Raw genomic sequence first — 14640 nt, forward strand, 5'->3', positions numbered from 1 at the left:
ATTGTTCCGCGGCTCCCCTCAGCCGTTATCGTTATGGCTATCCCATGGTGTAGGGATTTCCCCATGGTGTTGTAACGCAAAATGGCTTCATACAGCCAATCCGCATCGTTGCATCCCTACAACGTGGGATAGTCCCTACATCGTGGGGCCATCAGATATGCGGGATATACATCAGCGCATTGCCGAGGATGCAGCCGAAAGCGATAATGCTGGCGAAACACTCCGTGATGCCGACGATCACGGGCTTTATGGTTCGTGCGCGGGCGACCAATGGCAGCGCGATGGCGCGCGCGAGCAGAACCACCCCCATAATCACCAGATAGGGACTGCGATTCGCGGGGATAAGCCACCAAGCCAGCAGCGCGGCATGCCACAGCCAGGAGGCGACGACATACGAGCGTTTGCCGCGTTCCCGAATCATCGTCTTCACGAACAGCACCGAGCCGAACTGGGTTGCGGCGAAACAGAGCGCGAGCACCAGCCCCGGCAGCGAGACCTGCGGAATACTGGGCGAATGCGCGGCATAGTGGAATGTGATCATCGACATCAGGCTGGCGGCAACCACCGCTGCCGCGTTGGCCCAAAGCGACCGTTCGCGGCGAAACCATGCGCCGGCGAATGCCACAACCGCCAATACCACATACACGGGAGCCCATACGAGCACATCGACGTGCGTGATCAGGAATGGCAACCCTATGGCGGCAAGCGCAATGCCGTAGCCGAGCGCCGGAGGCAGGTAGCGCGATGCGCAATGGGATTTCAGCCAACGTGCGGTCGTGAACTCCAGACAGTAGCACAGAGCCCAACACGCCAGGATCCACCAGCCGGCTGCGGTCGCCGGGAAACCTGACTGAGCGGATGGTCGCGCCACTGCCGCGGCTGTGCCGCATATCGCCCCGGCGAGTGCGGGAGCCAAGGCCATGACCCATGCGCCGGGTTGGTCGGGAATCCAATCACGCAGTGTGGTGCGGCGTCGCCGTGAAGTGCGCTCGGCCTGCATGGCGGCACTGGAATGAGATTGGGAAGCACTGTCCGAACGTTGCAGGGGGGTATTGCGAACGGAAGCCACTGATGATTGCCTGATGACGTCGTTGGACTGCGGATGTGGGGAGGAGTGCTCGCTCATATATATAAAGGTATCAATTCAACCCCGGGCGCAACAGATTCGCCGGGTGCAACAGATTCGGTTTGCTGGAATTGCTGAATTGCTGAATTGGGCGGGTTGATTTCCGGGTTACTGGGTAATCGGCGGATTTATATAGGGGTGGTCGACGGATACCATCATCGACTGTGCCTTGCGGATGCTGCAGCTCGCGGATGCTGTGGCTGTGCCGACCCTCCTCAGTCGGAATGGCTGGCCTGCCCGTCGGACGGAATGGTCCGCGTGCTCCTCGTTAGGCGGAATGATCCGCGTGCGTGTCACCTTCGGCGCTGGTGATTGCCTCGCCGATATTGTCCTGGCTGAAGTCGTGATTGCGGTAATTGGGGTCGTCCACAGGAAGATGCGTCACCAGCGTGTCGAACACCTGACTGTATATCTTCCCCCTGCCGAGCACCGCATCAAGCACATGGCCGCCGAAGGTGTGGTCATCGGAGAGGAAATGCTCATGGAATCCGGCCACGGCGGCCCCGTGGAACATCATGGGGGAGAAGTAGCCAAGCATGGTGCCGGTCACATCATGTCTGAGGAAGATGGCCTGCCGGTCCGCCACTTCGAGCAGTGTGGGATACGGTGCCTGCTGCTTGATCACGGCACGAGTCTTGACGAAGCTGAACGTCCCGTGCACAATCACGGAGAAGAACGTGTTGGCTCGGCCGTTGGCCTCGACGATGCGGTCATTGAGCTCTTTGAGGCCGATGTCCTCACGCTCGCACTGGTACTGGAATGCAGCACGATGAGAATTGGCGAACGGCATGGTGAAATCGTCCGGGACCCGTTCGGCCACGCCGGTCTGGCCTATCTTGTAGGCGACGCCATCGAGGATGATGAGTTCGCCGTCCAGTCCCTCACCGGTGCCGATGCCGGTGTCTCCGTGCTCGAGCAGCTCGCCGATGGTGGTGGTGCCCTCCAGCAGGCCGGGTACGAGCAACGCGAGTGTGCCGTGCTGATACAACACGTTTGCGCCGTGGTCGGTGATGGGACGGATGTTCTTGGCCAGTGATTGTGTCACGGCATCCACGATAATTGGCCGTGTCCTGACCCACAATCCTTGTCCCGCGATCCCTGCTGTGACATCCGCCACGTCGCTTCGTTCCCGCTCGCCCTGTCTCCATTGTGTTTTCGTCTCGCCTCCGTTCCCAAAGTCCTCACCTGCGTAACCTTCGCCTATACAGTCGCTGTGTTGCCTCACCTGCGTAGGCGAGGCTATACAAGCCTTGTCTACATAGACCCGCGTCACCCTCGCCGTGTTCCAGCCATTCCGCGTCGCTTTCGCACACGAATGTGGATAACTCGGTAAGCTGGAACCACATAGGTCGGTTCGGCTGGACAGTCATATCCATCATTGCTTAGCGTCGATGTATGAGGCGGAACAAGGATCTGGATCGGCGTCTGGACGAGGCACAACGGCAGCGACTGTGCGTATGGGGTCGTGACGCGTCACAACGCCGTACTCTTGCCCGACGCGCAAACGCGGGTGAGCTGCAGTGCGTATATAAAGGTATGTTCGCGCGTCCCGAGTACTGGCGTCTTCTTGACGCCGTTGAACAATACCGGCATATCATCCGCTCGTTGTCCTCTAAGCACTCTCGATGGGTTTTCTGCGAAATGACGGCTGCGGCATTTTATGGATTCAATGAGTCCACACGTCATATGCGCAATGTGAACATTGCGGTCACACGCAGTACATACCGGAGAGATTACGAATTAATGCGTCATCACTACATGTCCGATATTCAGTATGAGGTTGTGGATGGCGTTCGGGTCACGCCTTTGTTGCGTACCGTCTTTGACTGCATGAGACATCTGGAGTTCCCGGATGCTTTGGCGATTGGAGAAGCGGTGGCTCGTAAAGGGCTCGCCTCGAAACGAGTCTTACGCGATTATTTCCAGCGGATGCTTGGTGACGGTAAACAGGGTGCCGTGAAGGCGCTGGAATATGTGACCGGACAGACCGAAAATGGTGGTGAGGCATTCTCTCTAGGAGTAATGCTAGAGGAGGGATTCGCCATGCCGCTTCTTCAAGAGGAGGTTGTCTATCCTCTTGATCTTGCACATCGTTATCGCGTTGATTTCTCATGGCATACGGCAGACGGTCGATTCATCGTTGCAGAGCTTGACGGCCGTGTGAAGTATAGGTCGTCTTCAATGCTTCATGAAGGAGACCTATCCGCCACCGTCATCGCTGAAAAGGAACGTGAGGAGCGGATTCGCATGATAGTCGACGACATGGTACGTTTTTCATTCCGAGAAGCGATGGAGCGGACATTATTGGTCAGGAAATTGGAGCGTGCCGGGGTGCCGCGGCTTGGTCTTTCTGGGCGACAGCATCGGTTATCAAGCTGCACTGTCGTACAGCGTTAGTGGTCTACCGGTATCTTGCGTCAGCAGTTCGTTGGCGGATTGACTGGCTTTCGGTTCCGCTGGTCAGCTCCCTCAGTAGGGGAGCCGGCAATACAGTCAACGAGCTATTGACGCAGGATGCCAGCTACTCATGGCTCTGGTAAACCGTAGGCAACATCGACTTTCTTTGTCCCTCGTCAGGACGTTGGTGTGGAACAGACAGCGGAGTTGGGTGCAGGCAATGAGTGAGCCGACAGGTGTGCAGTCCGGCTGTGTGCGGAGATTCGTTATTGCGTATGGCTCACGAGCTTCTGATGGGGCTAGTTCTACATGTGGGAGTGTATTTGTCGTAATTGTCGATGTTTTACCTGCAATGCTTTCAGCGAATCAGATTCCAGCGAGGCAGTGCAGGTGAAACAGGTCGTTATATGAGGACCTGAGGATGGGTAGCTGGGCGTCCGATAGACAGTGCAGGTGAAACAGGTACATATGTAAGCACTGCTTGCAGGTGAAAAGTGACGTGAAGGGCCGGTGCAGGTATTTTGTGTCTTTGTACGGCTCGGAATTCGTCTCTCATGAGCACAAAATACCTGCAGATTGTATTTGAGGTACACAAAATACCTGCAACTCGTGGTTTGTCTGTGGTGTCTGTGGTTTGTCTGGGTCTGTCTTGCAATTGTCGAGTGGTATTCGGCCTCTCTCGAGGAACTGCCGCCCAGCATTCTGGGCATATGACTACCATGTGGCGACAAAATCGGGCTCTTCAAGATACGTATATGCCCAGAACGAGATATGGGGACTTCCTCGTGATACGCATATGCCCGGAACGTCGGTTCATAGGCCGGATTGGAAATTCGTGTGGGCGGAAGGGCAACGGGTGGAGGAGCGAGGAGTGAGGGAATGAGGACTGAGTGAAGGCGGGGGAGGAGGGCGAAAAGATAGAGAAAGAACAAGGGGATGACCGAAAGGATAGAGGGATGACAGAGAAGGAAAGGAGGAGAGGAAAGAGGAAACGGCGGAGAGAGAAGGAGGACTGAGGATAAACAACGGGATGACATGTGTGTGCTCAATCGAAAGTAAACCGAGTAGGCGTGTGGAAAGTCGGAGAGGAAGAGACAGGATTCGAGACCGGGGAAGGGGAGTCGGGGAGAGCGACACGCCGGAATACATGAGTTCGCAATTAGTCCTACCTCGGTGCTTAGATAAACAAGTTGCCTGATTTGGGCTCGCAAATTGGAATTAAAAAAGCGAGCGCGGACTGGAGAGCACTTTCGGGTGAAACCCAGAAGCCGCGCACTGATGTCGGATGACCGCCAGAGGACGTATGTCCAAGGGAGGCCATGCGCGCCGGTGCCCTAATGAAGCAGGTTGGTAAACACTACAACGAATCGCTAGAAAGGGCGGACGGCAATGGCGGGACAGAAAATCCGCATCAGGCTTAAGTCCTATGACCATGAGGTCATCGACCAATCGGCGAAGAAAATCGTCGAAACGGTGACGAACGCGGGCGCAACGGTTGTTGGCCCGGTTCCGCTGCCGACTGAGAAGAACGTGTTTGTCGTTATTCGTTCTCCTCACAAGTACAAGGATTCTCGCGAGCACTTCGAGATGCGCACTCACAAGCGCCTCATCGACATCGTGGACCCGACCCCCAAGGCCGTGGATTCCCTGATGCACATCGATCTGCCTGCAGACGTCAACATCGAGATCAAGCTGTAAGGGAGGAGGAAGCACTATGTCTAATCGCAAGGCTCTGCTGGGCAAGAAGCTCGGCATGTCTCAGGTCTGGGACGAGAATGGCTTCTTCGTGCCCGTCACTCTCGTCGACGTGTCCACCAACGTGGTGACCGCCGTCAAGACCGAGGAGACCGACGGCTACAAGGCCGTTCAGCTCGGTTATGGCGCCATCGACCCGACCAAGGTGACCAAGCCGCTGGCAGGTCACTTCGCCAAGGCCGGTGTCACCCCGCGTCGTCACCTCGTTGAGGTGCGCACCGACGACGTCGATCAGTTCGAGGCAGGTCAGGAACTGACCGCCGAGCTGTTCGCCGAAGGTGCTGAAGTCGACGTGACCGGTACCACCAAGGGTAAGGGCTTCGCCGGCACCATCAAGCGCTGGGGCTTCAAGTCCTACCGTCGTTCCCACGGCTCTCACAAGAACGAGCGCCGTCCTGGCTCCGTGGGCGCATGCGCTACCCCGGGCCGTATCCTCAAGGGCAAGCGTATGGCTGGTCGTATGGGTCATGTGACCTCCACCACCCAGAACTTGACCGTCATCTCCTCCGATGTCGAGAACGGCATCCTCGCCATCAAGGGCGCCATCCCGGGCCCCAAGGGCGGCATCGTTCTCGTCCGTTCGGCTGTGAAGGGAGCCTGATAAACCATGGCAAACGTTACTCTGAACGTCACTGACGCCAAGGGCCAGGCTGCTGGTACCGTTGAGGCCCCTGCTGAGATCTTCGGCGTTTCCGCCGAGGACGTGCAGGCTCACGTCCCGCTGATTCACCAGGTCGTCATTGCTCAGCTCGCTGCTGCCCGTCAGGGCACTCACGCCACCAAGACCCGTGGCATGGTTTCCGGCGGCGGCAAGAAGCCGTGGAAGCAGAAGGGCACCGGTCGTGCTCGTCAGGGCTCCATCCGCGCTCCTCAGTGGTACCACGGTGGTACTGTGTTCGGTCCTCAGCCGCGTGATTACTCGCAGCGCACCCCGAAGAAGATGAAGGCCGCAGCCCTGCGCTACGTGCTTTCCGATCGCGCCAACGCCGGTCGTATCGCCGTTGTGGACTTCGGCATCAACGATGCCCCGTCCACCAAGGCCGCCGTCGCTGCGCTGAGCCCGATCACCGCCGACAAGTTCACCACGGTCGTCTTCACTCGCGACAACATCAACGAGTGGCTGTCCGTGCGTAACATCCCGACCGTTCACCCGATTTTCGTCGATCAGCTCAACACGTATGACGTGGTCACCGCGCAGTACGTGGTCTTCACCAAGGAAGCCTTCGAGGCTTTCGTGGCTGCCAAGACTGAGCCGAAGGAGGCCTGATTCCGATGGTCGCTATTCACAAGCCCGCACATGACGTGATTCTGAAGCCTATCGTCTCCGAGAAGAGCTACGCCAATTCCGATCGTGGCCAGTACACCTTCGTGGTGTCCAAGGACGCAAACAAGGTCCAGATCAAGCAGGCAATTGAAGAGATCTTCAAGGTCAAGGTGACGAACGTCAACACCCTCAACCGCGCTGGCAAGAAGCAGCGCACCCGCACCGGTTTCGGCCAGCGTGTTTCCCAGAAGCGCGCCATCGTGACCGTGGCAGAGGGCCAGACGATCGACATCTTCGGCAACTGAAGGCTAGCCGAGAAAAGTTAAAGGAAGAACTATATTATGGCTATCCGCGTTTACAAGCCGACGTCCGCAGGCCGTCGTAACGCGTCCGTCTCGGATTTCTCCGAGCTGACGCGCTCCACGCCTGAGAAGTCGCTTCTTCGCAAGAAGTCCAAGACCGGCGGTCGTAACTCCTACGGCCGTATCACCTCCCGCCACCGTGGCGGCGGTCACAAGCGTCAGTACCGTCTCATCGATTTCAAGCGTTGGGACAAGGACGGCGTGCCCGCAAAGGTCGCTGAGATCGAATACGATCCGAACCGTACCGCTCGTATCGCCCTGCTGCACTTCGCAGACGGCGAGAAGCGCTACATCATTGCGCCGAAGGGCATCAAGCAGGGTGACGTCATCGAGACCGGTGCCCAGGCCGATATCAAGCCGGGCAACAACCTGCCGCTGCACAGCATCCCGACCGGTACCGTGGTCCACGCCATCGAGCTGAAGCCGCTGGGCGGCGCCAAGATCGCCCGCTCCGCCGGTGCTTCCGTCCAGCTCGTCGCAAAGGATGGCGCTTACGCCCAGCTGCGTATGCCGTCCGGCGAAATCCGCAACGTCGACGCCCGCTGCCGTGCAACCGTCGGCGAGGTCGGCAATGAGGACCACGCCAACATCCAGCTCGGCAAGGCTGGTCGTGCTCGTTGGATGGGCAAGCGCCCGATTACCCGTGGTGAGTCCATGAACCCGGTCGACCACCCGCACGGCGGTCGTACCCGCGGTGGCAAGCCGCCGGTTTCCCCGTGGGGCAAGGGCGAGGTTCGTACTCGTCGTCCGAAGAAGGCTTCGAACAAGATGATTGTTCGTCGTCGTCCGTCTGGCAAGAACCGCAAGTAAGGGAGTATCGAGAAGATGACTCGTAGCATCAAGAAGGGCCCCTTCGTCGACGCCCACTTGCAGAAGAAAGTCGACGAGCAGAACGAGAAGGGCACCAAGAACGTCATCAAGACGTGGTCCCGTCGTTCGATGATCACTCCTGATTTCATCGGACACACCTTCGCCGTTCATGACGGTCGTAAGCATGTCCCGGTGTTCGTCACCGAGGCCATGGTTGGTCACAAGCTGGGTGAGTTCGCCCCCACGAAGACCTTCAAGGGTCACGTGAAGGACGACAAGAAGGCCCGCCGCTAAGGATAAGGAATAGAACATGGAAGCTAAAGCAATCGCTCGTCACGTCCGCGTGACGCCGCGCAAGGCTCGCCGCATGGTCGACCTCATCCGCGGCAAGAAGGCGACCGAAGCCGTCACCATTTTGAAGTTCGCCCCTCAGGCTGCGGCCCTGCCGGTCCGCAAGACCCTGGAGAGCGCCATCGCCAACGCTCGTGTGAAGGCCGACAAGGCCGGCGAGCCGTTCCGCGAGAACGACCTGGTCATCAAGGAGACCTTTGTTGATGAAGGCGTGACCCTCAAGCGCTTCCGCGCTCGTGCCCAGGGCCGTGCTGCTCGCATCAACAAGCGCACCTCTCACATCACGGTCGTTGTGGCTAACAAGGAAGGAGCCCGCTAAAGATGGGTCAGAAGATCAATCCGTTTGGCTACCGTCTGGGCATCACCGAGAACCACCGCTCCAAGTGGTTCTCCGACTCCAACAAGCCCGGCGAACGCTACCGCGACTTCGTCCTCGAGGATGATCAGATCCGCAAGGAGATGAACAAGGACCTCGAGCGCGCTGGCGTGAGCAAGATCGTGATCGAGCGCACCCGTGACCGCGTCCGCGTGGACATTCACACCGCCCGTCCGGGCATCGTGATTGGCCGTCGTGGCGCCGAGGCTGAGAAGGTCCGCGCCAAGCTCGAGAAGCTGACCGGCAAGCAGGTCCAGCTCAACATCTTCGAAGTCAAGAACGCCGCGCTGGATGCCCAGCTCGTCGCTCAGGGCATCGCAGAGCAGCTGACCAACCGCGTCACCTTCCGCCGTGCCATGCGCAAGGCTCAGCAGGACGCCATCCACGCTGGTGCCAAGGGTATCCGCATCAAGCTCTCCGGCCGCCTCGGCGGTGCGGAAATGAGCCGTTCCGAGTTCTCCCGCGAGGGTCGCGTTCCGCTGCAGACCCTCCGCGCCCTCATCGATTATGGCTTCTTCGAGGCCCGCACCACCTACGGCCGTATCGGCGTGAAGGTGTGGATCTACAAGGGCGATATGACCGAATCCGAGTTCGAAGAGCAGCAGGCTCAGCAGAACAACCGTCCGGGCCGTCGTGGCGATCGTCGTCCGCGCCGTGGCAACCGTTCCGCCGCCCAGCAGCAGTCCGCAGCCCCCAAGGCTGAAGCTCCTGCCGCCGAGGCCGCTCCTGCAGCAGAAACGAAGGAGTGAGCAAGAATGCTTATCCCCAAGAGGACTAAGTACCGCAAGCAGCACCGCCCCGTGCGTTCTGGCATGTCCAAGGGTGGCAACGAGATCAACTTTGGTGACTACGGCATCCAGGCTCTCGCCCCGGCCTACGTGACCAACCGTCAGATCGAAGCTGCACGTATCGCCATGACCCGCTACATCAAGCGCGGTGGCCGTGTGTGGATCACGATCTTCCCGGATCGTCCGCTGACCAAGCACGCTCTCGGCGCCCGAATGGGTTCCGGTAAGGGTGCTCCCGAGTTCTGGATTGCCAACATCCGCCCTGGTCGCGTGATGTTCGAGATCGGTGGCGTCTCTGACGATATCGCCAAGGAGGCCCTGCGCCGCGCCATCGATAAGCTTCCGATGAAGTGCCGCATTATCGCACGTGAAGGTGGTGACATCTGATGGCTATCGGTACCGCTGATTACTCCATCAAGAATCTGAACGAGAAGACCGACGCGGAAATCGAAGGCTTCCTCAAGAAGTCCAAGGAAGAGCTGTTCAACCTGCGCTTCCAGCACGCGACCGGTCAGCTCGACAACACTGCCCGTCTCAAGGCCGTCAAGCGCGACATCGCCCGCATGTACACCGTGCTTCGCGAGCGTCAGCTTGGCATCAGCCAGGAGCCGGCCGCTACCGAATCCAAGGAGAAGTGATTATGGCTGAAGAGCGTAACTCCCGTAAGGTTCGCCGCGGCTACGTCGTGTCCGACAAGATGGACAAGACGATTACCGTCGAGCTCGAGCATCGTTCGACCCACCCGCTCTACGGTAAGGTCGTTCGTACCACCAGCAAGGTCAAGGCCCATGATGAACACAACGACGCCCACATTGGCGACCTCGTGAGTATTATGGAAACTCGGCCTTTGAGCAAGACCAAGCGCTGGCGTCTCGAATCCATTATCGAGCGCGCTAAGTAAGTAAAGTTCGGCAAGGCTCGCCATTTACCGGGGCACCATGGACTCCACGATGCCCCGGTAAATGGGGAGAACCAGCTCGGCTAAGGAGAATCAATGATTCAGCAGGAAACGCGGCTTCATGTCGCCGACAACACGGGTGCGAAGGAACTCCTCGCCATCCGAGTGCTCGGCGGATCGAAGCGACGCTATGCCGGCATCGGCGACGTGATCGTCGCCTCCGTCAAGGACGCCATTCCTGGCGGGTCGGTCAAGAAGGGCGACGTGGTCAAGGCCGTTGTCGTCCGCACTGTCAAGGAATCCCGTCGTACGGACGGTTCCTACATCAAGTTCGACGAGAACGCCGCCGTCATTCTCGGCTCCGGCCGTGAACCGAAGGGCACTCGTATCTTCGGACCGGTTGGTCGTGAACTGCGTGAGCACAAGTTCATGAAGATCGTGTCCCTCGCTCCGGAGGTGATCTGACATGGTAGCCAAGATTAAGAGCGGCGATCTGGTCAAGGTCATCCGTGGCAAGGACCGCGGCAAGGAAGGCACCGTGAAGCGTGTGCTTCCGAACGACCGACTGATCGTTGAAGGCGTTCAGATCGTCAAGAAGCATGTTCGTGCCACCCAGCAGGGCCAGCAGGCAGGCATTGTCTCCACCGAGGCTCCGATTCATCGCTCCAACGTGATGATCATCGATCCGGAGACCAAGCAGCCTACCCGCGTGGGTGTCACCATCAAGGAAGAGGCGCGTGACGGCAAGGTGAAGACCGTGCGCGTGCGCGTCGCCAAGAAGTCCGGAAAGGAGCTGGCATGACCGATACCACTGTCGAAGCGCCGGCCACCCCGCGCTTGAAGGCCAAGTACAACGAGCAGATCATCGCTGAGCTCGAGAAGGAGTTCAAGTACTCCAACCCGATGCAGGTCGCTCGTGTCCAGAAGGTCGTCGTCTCCATGGGCGTTGGTGCCGCAGCTCGTGACTCCAAGCTCATCGAAGGTGCCGTCAAGGATCTCACTGTGATCACCGGCCAGAAGCCGAAGATCACCAAGGCCAAGAAGTCCGTCGCTCAGTTCCACCTGCGCGAAGGCCAGGCCATCGGCGCGTACGTCACCCTGCGTGGCGACCGTATGTGGGAGTTCCTGGATCGTCTGCTGACCCTGGCGCTGCCTCGTATCCGCGACTTCCGCGGTATCAACGGCCACCAGTTCGATGGCCAGGGCAACTACAACTTTGGTCTCACCGAGCAGTCCATGTTCCACGAAATCGATCCGGATGCGATCGACCACGTGCGCGGCATGGATATCACTGTGGTGACCTCCACCAAGGACGACAAGGAAGCCTACGCTCTGCTGAAGCACCTTGGCTTCCCCTTCAAGGAGAACTGATATGGCAAAAACCGCTCTTAAGAACAAGGCGGCCGGCAAGCCGAAGTTCAAGGTGCGCGCTTACACGCGCTGCCAGGTCTGCGGTCGTCCCCACTCCGTCTACCGCAAGTTCGGCCTGTGCCGCATCTGCCTTCGTGAGAAGGCCCACCGCGGCGAGCTGCCCGGAGTTACGAAGTCCAGTTGGTAAACATCGACGCTGAAGGTCCGCGGCACGTTCCGCCCATGAGGGCGGAACAGCGGCGGAAACCACGGCGAGAAAGGGCATGAAGCCCAAAATGACAATGACAGATCCGATCGCAGACATGCTGACGCGTCTGCGTAACGCGAGCGCGGCCAAGCACGAAACCGTGGATATGCCGTACTCGAAGTTCAAGGCGAACATCGCCGAGATCCTGAAGCGTGAAGGCTACATCAAGGACTTCACCGCCAAGGAAGCCAAGGTCGGCCAGACTCTTGAGGTCACCCTCAAGTACGGTCCGAACGGTGAGCGTTCCATTCAGGGCATCAAGCGCATCTCCAAGCCGGGTCTTCGCCGTTACGCGAAGTCCGACTCCCTGCCGATGCCGCTCGGTGGCCTGGGCATCGCTATCATCTCAACCTCCTCGGGACTGCTGACTCAGAAGGAATGCCTCGACCGAGGCATTGGCGGCGAGATTGTCGCCTTCGTGTGGTGAGAAAGGAGAGCTGAAACATGGCATCGCATATTGGTAAGCTCCCCGTCGCCATCCCTGCTGGCGTCGAAGTCAAGATCGACGGTCAGAACTTCTCGGCTAGGGGTGCCAAGGGTTCCGACTCCTACGTGGTTCCGGAAGGCATCTCCGCTGTCGTCGAAGGCAACGAGATCATTCTCACCCCGGCCGATGACCTGCGTCCGACCCGTGCCAAGCACGGTCTGGCTCGTTCCATCATCGCCGGCATGGTCAAGGGCGTGCACGATGGCTACTCCAAGACCCTCGAGATCGTCGGCACTGGTTACCGCGCCGTCGCCAAGGGCAAGGGCATCGAGTTCTTCCTCGGCTACTCCCACACCATCACCGTCAACCCGCCCGAAGGCATCACGCTGAAGGTCACCGATCCGACCCATGTGGTCGTTGAGGGCACTGACAAGCAGGTCGTCGGCCAGGTTGCCGCCAACATCCGCAAGCTGCGCGCTCCGGAACCTTACAAGGGCAAGGGCGTCAAGTACGCCGGCGAGCACATCCTGCGCAAGGCTGGAAAGGCTGGTAAGTGATATGAGCGTTGCAATTCTCGGAAAGGGCAAGAAGGTCGCCCTCAAGCGCCGTCATGCACGCATCCGCAAGCGCATCTCCGGCACCCCCGAGCGTCCGCGCCTGGTGGTCACCCGCTCCAACCGCCACATGGTTGCCCAGGTGGTCGACGACACCAAGGGCGTGACTCTGGTGTCCGCTTCCACTCTGCAGGCCGACTTCGCCGGCTTCCAGGGCACCAAGGTTGAGGCCGCCAAGAAGGTCGGCGAGCTGATCGCCGACAAGGCAAAGGCTGCCGGCATCACCGCAGTCGTCTTCGACCGTGGTGGCAACAAGTACACTGGTCGCGTCGCAGCTGTTGCTGAAGGCGCCCGCGAGGGAGGTCTGGCACTGTGAGCGACAACGAAGCAAAGGAAACCCAAGTGGCTGAAGAAACTCAGAACACTGTGGCGACCGAATCCAACAACGAGGACCGCAAGGGTCGTCGTGGCCAGCGCGGCGAGGGCCGTCGTGGCGAGCGTCGTAACCGTCGCGAGGAAAACCGCGGCGATGATATGCTCGATCGCGTGGTGACCATCAACCGCGTCTCCAAGACCCACAAGGGTGGTCGTACCTTCAGCTTTGCCGCACTTGTGGTGGTCGGCGATGGTAACGGCACCGTGGGTGTCGGCTACGGCAAGTCCCGTGAGGTCCCGGCCGCCATCGCCAAGGGCCAGCTCGACGCCAAGAAGCACATGTTCACTGTGCCTCGCGTCCGCGGCACCATCACCCACCCGGTTCAGGGCCACGATGCCGCAGGCACCGTGCTCCTGCTCCCGGCAGCTCCGGGTACTGGCGTAATCGCCGGTGGCTCCGTGCGCGCCGTTATGGAATGCGCCGGCATCACCGACGTGCTGTCCAAGTCCATGGGCTCCGCCACCGCCGTGAACGTCGTCCGCGCCACTGTGGCTGCCCTCAAGCAGCTCGAGGAGCCGGAAGAGATCGCAGCCCGTCGTGGCCTCGCTCTGAACGAAGTCGCTCCTGACAACCTGCTGCGTGCCCGTGCCGAAGGCATCGCCGAGGCCCGCAAGGCTCGCGAAGAGGCTGCTGCCAAGGCCGCTGAAGAGAAGGATGGTGAGTGATAATCATGGCTAAGAACCTGAAGATTACCCTGCATCACGGTCTCGTGAACCGTACTCCGGCTCAGCGCGCTACCGCCAAGACCCTCGGTCTGAACAAGATCGGTAAGACCGTCGTCCGTCCGGACACCCCGGCCAACCGTGGCTTGGCTAACGCCTTGCGCCACCTGGTCACCGTCGAGGAGGTTGACTGATTATGGCAGATAACGAAATCCTGCAGATGCACGACCTGAAGCCCGCTCCGGGTGCCAACAAGGATCGTACCCGCGTTGGCCGTGGTGAAGGCTCCAAGGGTAAGACCGCTGGCCGTGGAGCCAAGGGCCAGACCAAGCGCAATCACGTGCGTCCTGGCTTCGAAGGTGGCCAGCTGCCGCTGTACATGCGCCTGCCGAAGCTTCGTGGCTTCAAGAACCCGTTCAGGGTCGAGTTCCAGGTCATCAACATCGCCCGTCTCGTGGAGATCTTCCCCGAGGGTGGCGACGTGACCGTGGCCGACCTGATCGCCAAGGGCGTTGTGCGCAGCAACGCTCCGGTCAAGGTTCTGGGCGAAGGCGAAACCACCGTTGCTTTCAACCTCAAGGGTGTGAAGGCCTCTGCTTCCGCCAAGTCCAAGATCGAAGCGGCTGGCGGCTCCATCTCCGAGGACTGATAGTTCCTCAGATGATTTGAGCGCCTCAATATGACGAACCCCCGTTCGCTTTCCGGTGGACGGGGGTTCATCATATTCCAACGTTTTCAAGCACTGCCTACGCGGGCTAACGTCCATAGATGATTCATCGTCCTCAAATATTGGACGAGTATTTGACGTCATAACCA

Annotated in this window: 24 protein-coding genes; 22 read left to right on the top strand and 2 right to left on the bottom strand. The window is 59.4% G+C overall.

The window, feature by feature from the left end; all coding sequences use genetic code 11:
• Positions 1-151: 151 nt before the first annotated feature.
• Both BW14_RS00065 and budA read right to left on the bottom strand, forming a co-directional pair.
• Positions 152-1126, bottom strand: coding sequence for a YwiC-like family protein (locus tag BW14_RS00065; RefSeq protein ID WP_308810439.1), 975 nt, complete (start codon positions 1124-1126; stop codon positions 152-154).
• A 268-nt stretch (positions 1127-1394) separates the two neighbouring features.
• Positions 1395-2171, bottom strand: coding sequence for an acetolactate decarboxylase (gene budA / locus BW14_RS00070; protein WP_140462802.1), 777 nt, complete (start codon positions 2169-2171; stop codon positions 1395-1397).
• Positions 2172-2521: 350 nt separating this feature from the next.
• Here budA and BW14_RS00075 point away from each other — a divergent pair, with 350 nt between their 5' ends.
• The 22 genes from BW14_RS00075 (at position 2522) to rplO (ending at position 14473) form a co-directional block, all read left to right on the top strand.
• On the top strand, positions 2522-3523 hold the full coding sequence (locus BW14_RS00075) for a hypothetical protein (protein ID WP_181162254.1): 1002 nt from the start codon (positions 2522-2524) through the stop codon (positions 3521-3523).
• A 1389-nt stretch (positions 3524-4912) separates the two neighbouring features.
• Positions 4913-5221, top strand: coding sequence for a 30S ribosomal protein S10 (gene rpsJ / locus BW14_RS00080; RefSeq protein WP_003808013.1), 309 nt, complete (start codon positions 4913-4915; stop codon positions 5219-5221).
• A 16-nt stretch (positions 5222-5237) separates the two neighbouring features.
• A complete protein-coding gene (gene rplC, locus BW14_RS00085) occupies positions 5238-5879 on the top strand; it encodes a 50S ribosomal protein L3 (RefSeq protein ID WP_044089116.1) in 642 nt (213 codons plus the stop codon).
• A 6-nt stretch (positions 5880-5885) separates the two neighbouring features.
• On the top strand, positions 5886-6545 hold the full coding sequence (gene rplD, locus BW14_RS00090; RefSeq protein WP_140489029.1) for a 50S ribosomal protein L4: 660 nt from the start codon (positions 5886-5888) through the stop codon (positions 6543-6545).
• 5 nt (positions 6546-6550) lie between these two features.
• Positions 6551-6847 (top strand): 50S ribosomal protein L23, encoded by a 297-nt coding sequence (gene rplW / locus BW14_RS00095; protein ID WP_044089114.1) that lies wholly within the window; start codon positions 6551-6553, stop codon positions 6845-6847.
• A gap of 36 nt (positions 6848-6883) precedes the next feature.
• Complete coding sequence (gene rplB / locus BW14_RS00100; protein WP_044089113.1) at positions 6884-7714, top strand: 50S ribosomal protein L2; 831 nt, start codon at positions 6884-6886, stop codon at positions 7712-7714.
• A gap of 15 nt (positions 7715-7729) precedes the next feature.
• Positions 7730-8008 (top strand): 30S ribosomal protein S19, encoded by a 279-nt coding sequence (gene rpsS, locus BW14_RS00105; protein ID WP_003814508.1) that lies wholly within the window; start codon positions 7730-7732, stop codon positions 8006-8008.
• Positions 8009-8024: 16 nt separating this feature from the next.
• A complete protein-coding gene (gene rplV / locus BW14_RS00110; protein WP_044089112.1) occupies positions 8025-8384 on the top strand; it encodes a 50S ribosomal protein L22 in 360 nt (119 codons plus the stop codon).
• A gap of 2 nt (positions 8385-8386) precedes the next feature.
• Positions 8387-9190 (top strand): 30S ribosomal protein S3, encoded by an 804-nt coding sequence (rpsC, locus tag BW14_RS00115; protein WP_044089110.1) that lies wholly within the window; start codon positions 8387-8389, stop codon positions 9188-9190.
• Between the two features lie 6 nt (positions 9191-9196).
• Complete coding sequence (gene rplP, locus BW14_RS00120; RefSeq protein ID WP_044089109.1) at positions 9197-9616, top strand: 50S ribosomal protein L16; 420 nt, start codon at positions 9197-9199, stop codon at positions 9614-9616.
• Entirely contained in the window at positions 9616-9867 is a 252-nt protein-coding gene (gene rpmC / locus BW14_RS00125; protein ID WP_044089107.1) for a 50S ribosomal protein L29, read from the top strand. The genes rplP and rpmC overlap by 1 nt, the downstream gene beginning before the upstream one ends.
• Before the next feature lie 2 nt (positions 9868-9869).
• Positions 9870-10130, top strand: coding sequence for a 30S ribosomal protein S17 (rpsQ, locus tag BW14_RS00130; protein ID WP_044089106.1), 261 nt, complete (start codon positions 9870-9872; stop codon positions 10128-10130).
• A 93-nt stretch (positions 10131-10223) separates the two neighbouring features.
• Positions 10224-10592 (top strand): 50S ribosomal protein L14, encoded by a 369-nt coding sequence (gene rplN, locus BW14_RS00135; RefSeq protein WP_044089104.1) that lies wholly within the window; start codon positions 10224-10226, stop codon positions 10590-10592.
• A 1-nt stretch (position 10593) separates the two neighbouring features.
• Positions 10594-10929 (top strand): 50S ribosomal protein L24, encoded by a 336-nt coding sequence (gene rplX, locus BW14_RS00140; RefSeq protein ID WP_044089103.1) that lies wholly within the window; start codon positions 10594-10596, stop codon positions 10927-10929.
• Positions 10926-11498: a 50S ribosomal protein L5 gene (rplE, locus tag BW14_RS00145; protein WP_044089102.1), complete on the top strand. Its 573-nt coding sequence runs from the start codon at positions 10926-10928 to the stop codon at positions 11496-11498. Before rplX ends, rplE begins: the two co-directional genes overlap by 4 nt.
• 1 nt (position 11499) lies before the next feature.
• Positions 11500-11685 carry a type Z 30S ribosomal protein S14 gene (locus tag BW14_RS00150; protein WP_003814530.1) on the top strand — a complete coding sequence of 62 codons (186 nt, stop codon included), beginning with the start codon at positions 11500-11502 and terminating at the stop codon, positions 11683-11685.
• 88 nt (positions 11686-11773) lie between these two features.
• The gene (gene rpsH, locus BW14_RS00160; RefSeq protein ID WP_003829896.1) at positions 11774-12172 is read left to right on the top strand and encodes a 30S ribosomal protein S8; all 399 of its coding nucleotides are present in this window, start codon (positions 11774-11776) and stop codon (positions 12170-12172) included.
• Between the two features lie 17 nt (positions 12173-12189).
• Positions 12190-12729, top strand: coding sequence for a 50S ribosomal protein L6 (rplF, locus tag BW14_RS00165; protein ID WP_140489030.1), 540 nt, complete (start codon positions 12190-12192; stop codon positions 12727-12729).
• Between the two features lies 1 nt (position 12730).
• On the top strand, positions 12731-13102 hold the full coding sequence (rplR, locus tag BW14_RS00170) for a 50S ribosomal protein L18 (protein WP_044089097.1): 372 nt from the start codon (positions 12731-12733) through the stop codon (positions 13100-13102).
• Positions 13099-13827 carry a 30S ribosomal protein S5 gene (gene rpsE, locus BW14_RS00175; RefSeq protein ID WP_140464582.1) on the top strand — a complete coding sequence of 243 codons (729 nt, stop codon included), beginning with the start codon at positions 13099-13101 and terminating at the stop codon, positions 13825-13827. Before rplR ends, rpsE begins: the two co-directional genes overlap by 4 nt.
• Before the next feature lie 5 nt (positions 13828-13832).
• Positions 13833-14018 carry a 50S ribosomal protein L30 gene (rpmD, locus tag BW14_RS00180; protein ID WP_044089160.1) on the top strand — a complete coding sequence of 62 codons (186 nt, stop codon included), beginning with the start codon at positions 13833-13835 and terminating at the stop codon, positions 14016-14018.
• A 2-nt stretch (positions 14019-14020) separates the two neighbouring features.
• A complete protein-coding gene (gene rplO, locus BW14_RS00185) occupies positions 14021-14473 on the top strand; it encodes a 50S ribosomal protein L15 (RefSeq protein ID WP_140462797.1) in 453 nt (150 codons plus the stop codon).
• Positions 14474-14640 lie beyond the last annotated feature (167 nt).

It is taken from the genome of Bifidobacterium sp. UTBIF-68 (genome assembly GCF_006408855.1).
In the GTDB taxonomy this organism is placed as follows: Bacteria; Actinomycetota; Actinomycetes; order Actinomycetales; family Bifidobacteriaceae; genus Bifidobacterium; species Bifidobacterium reuteri.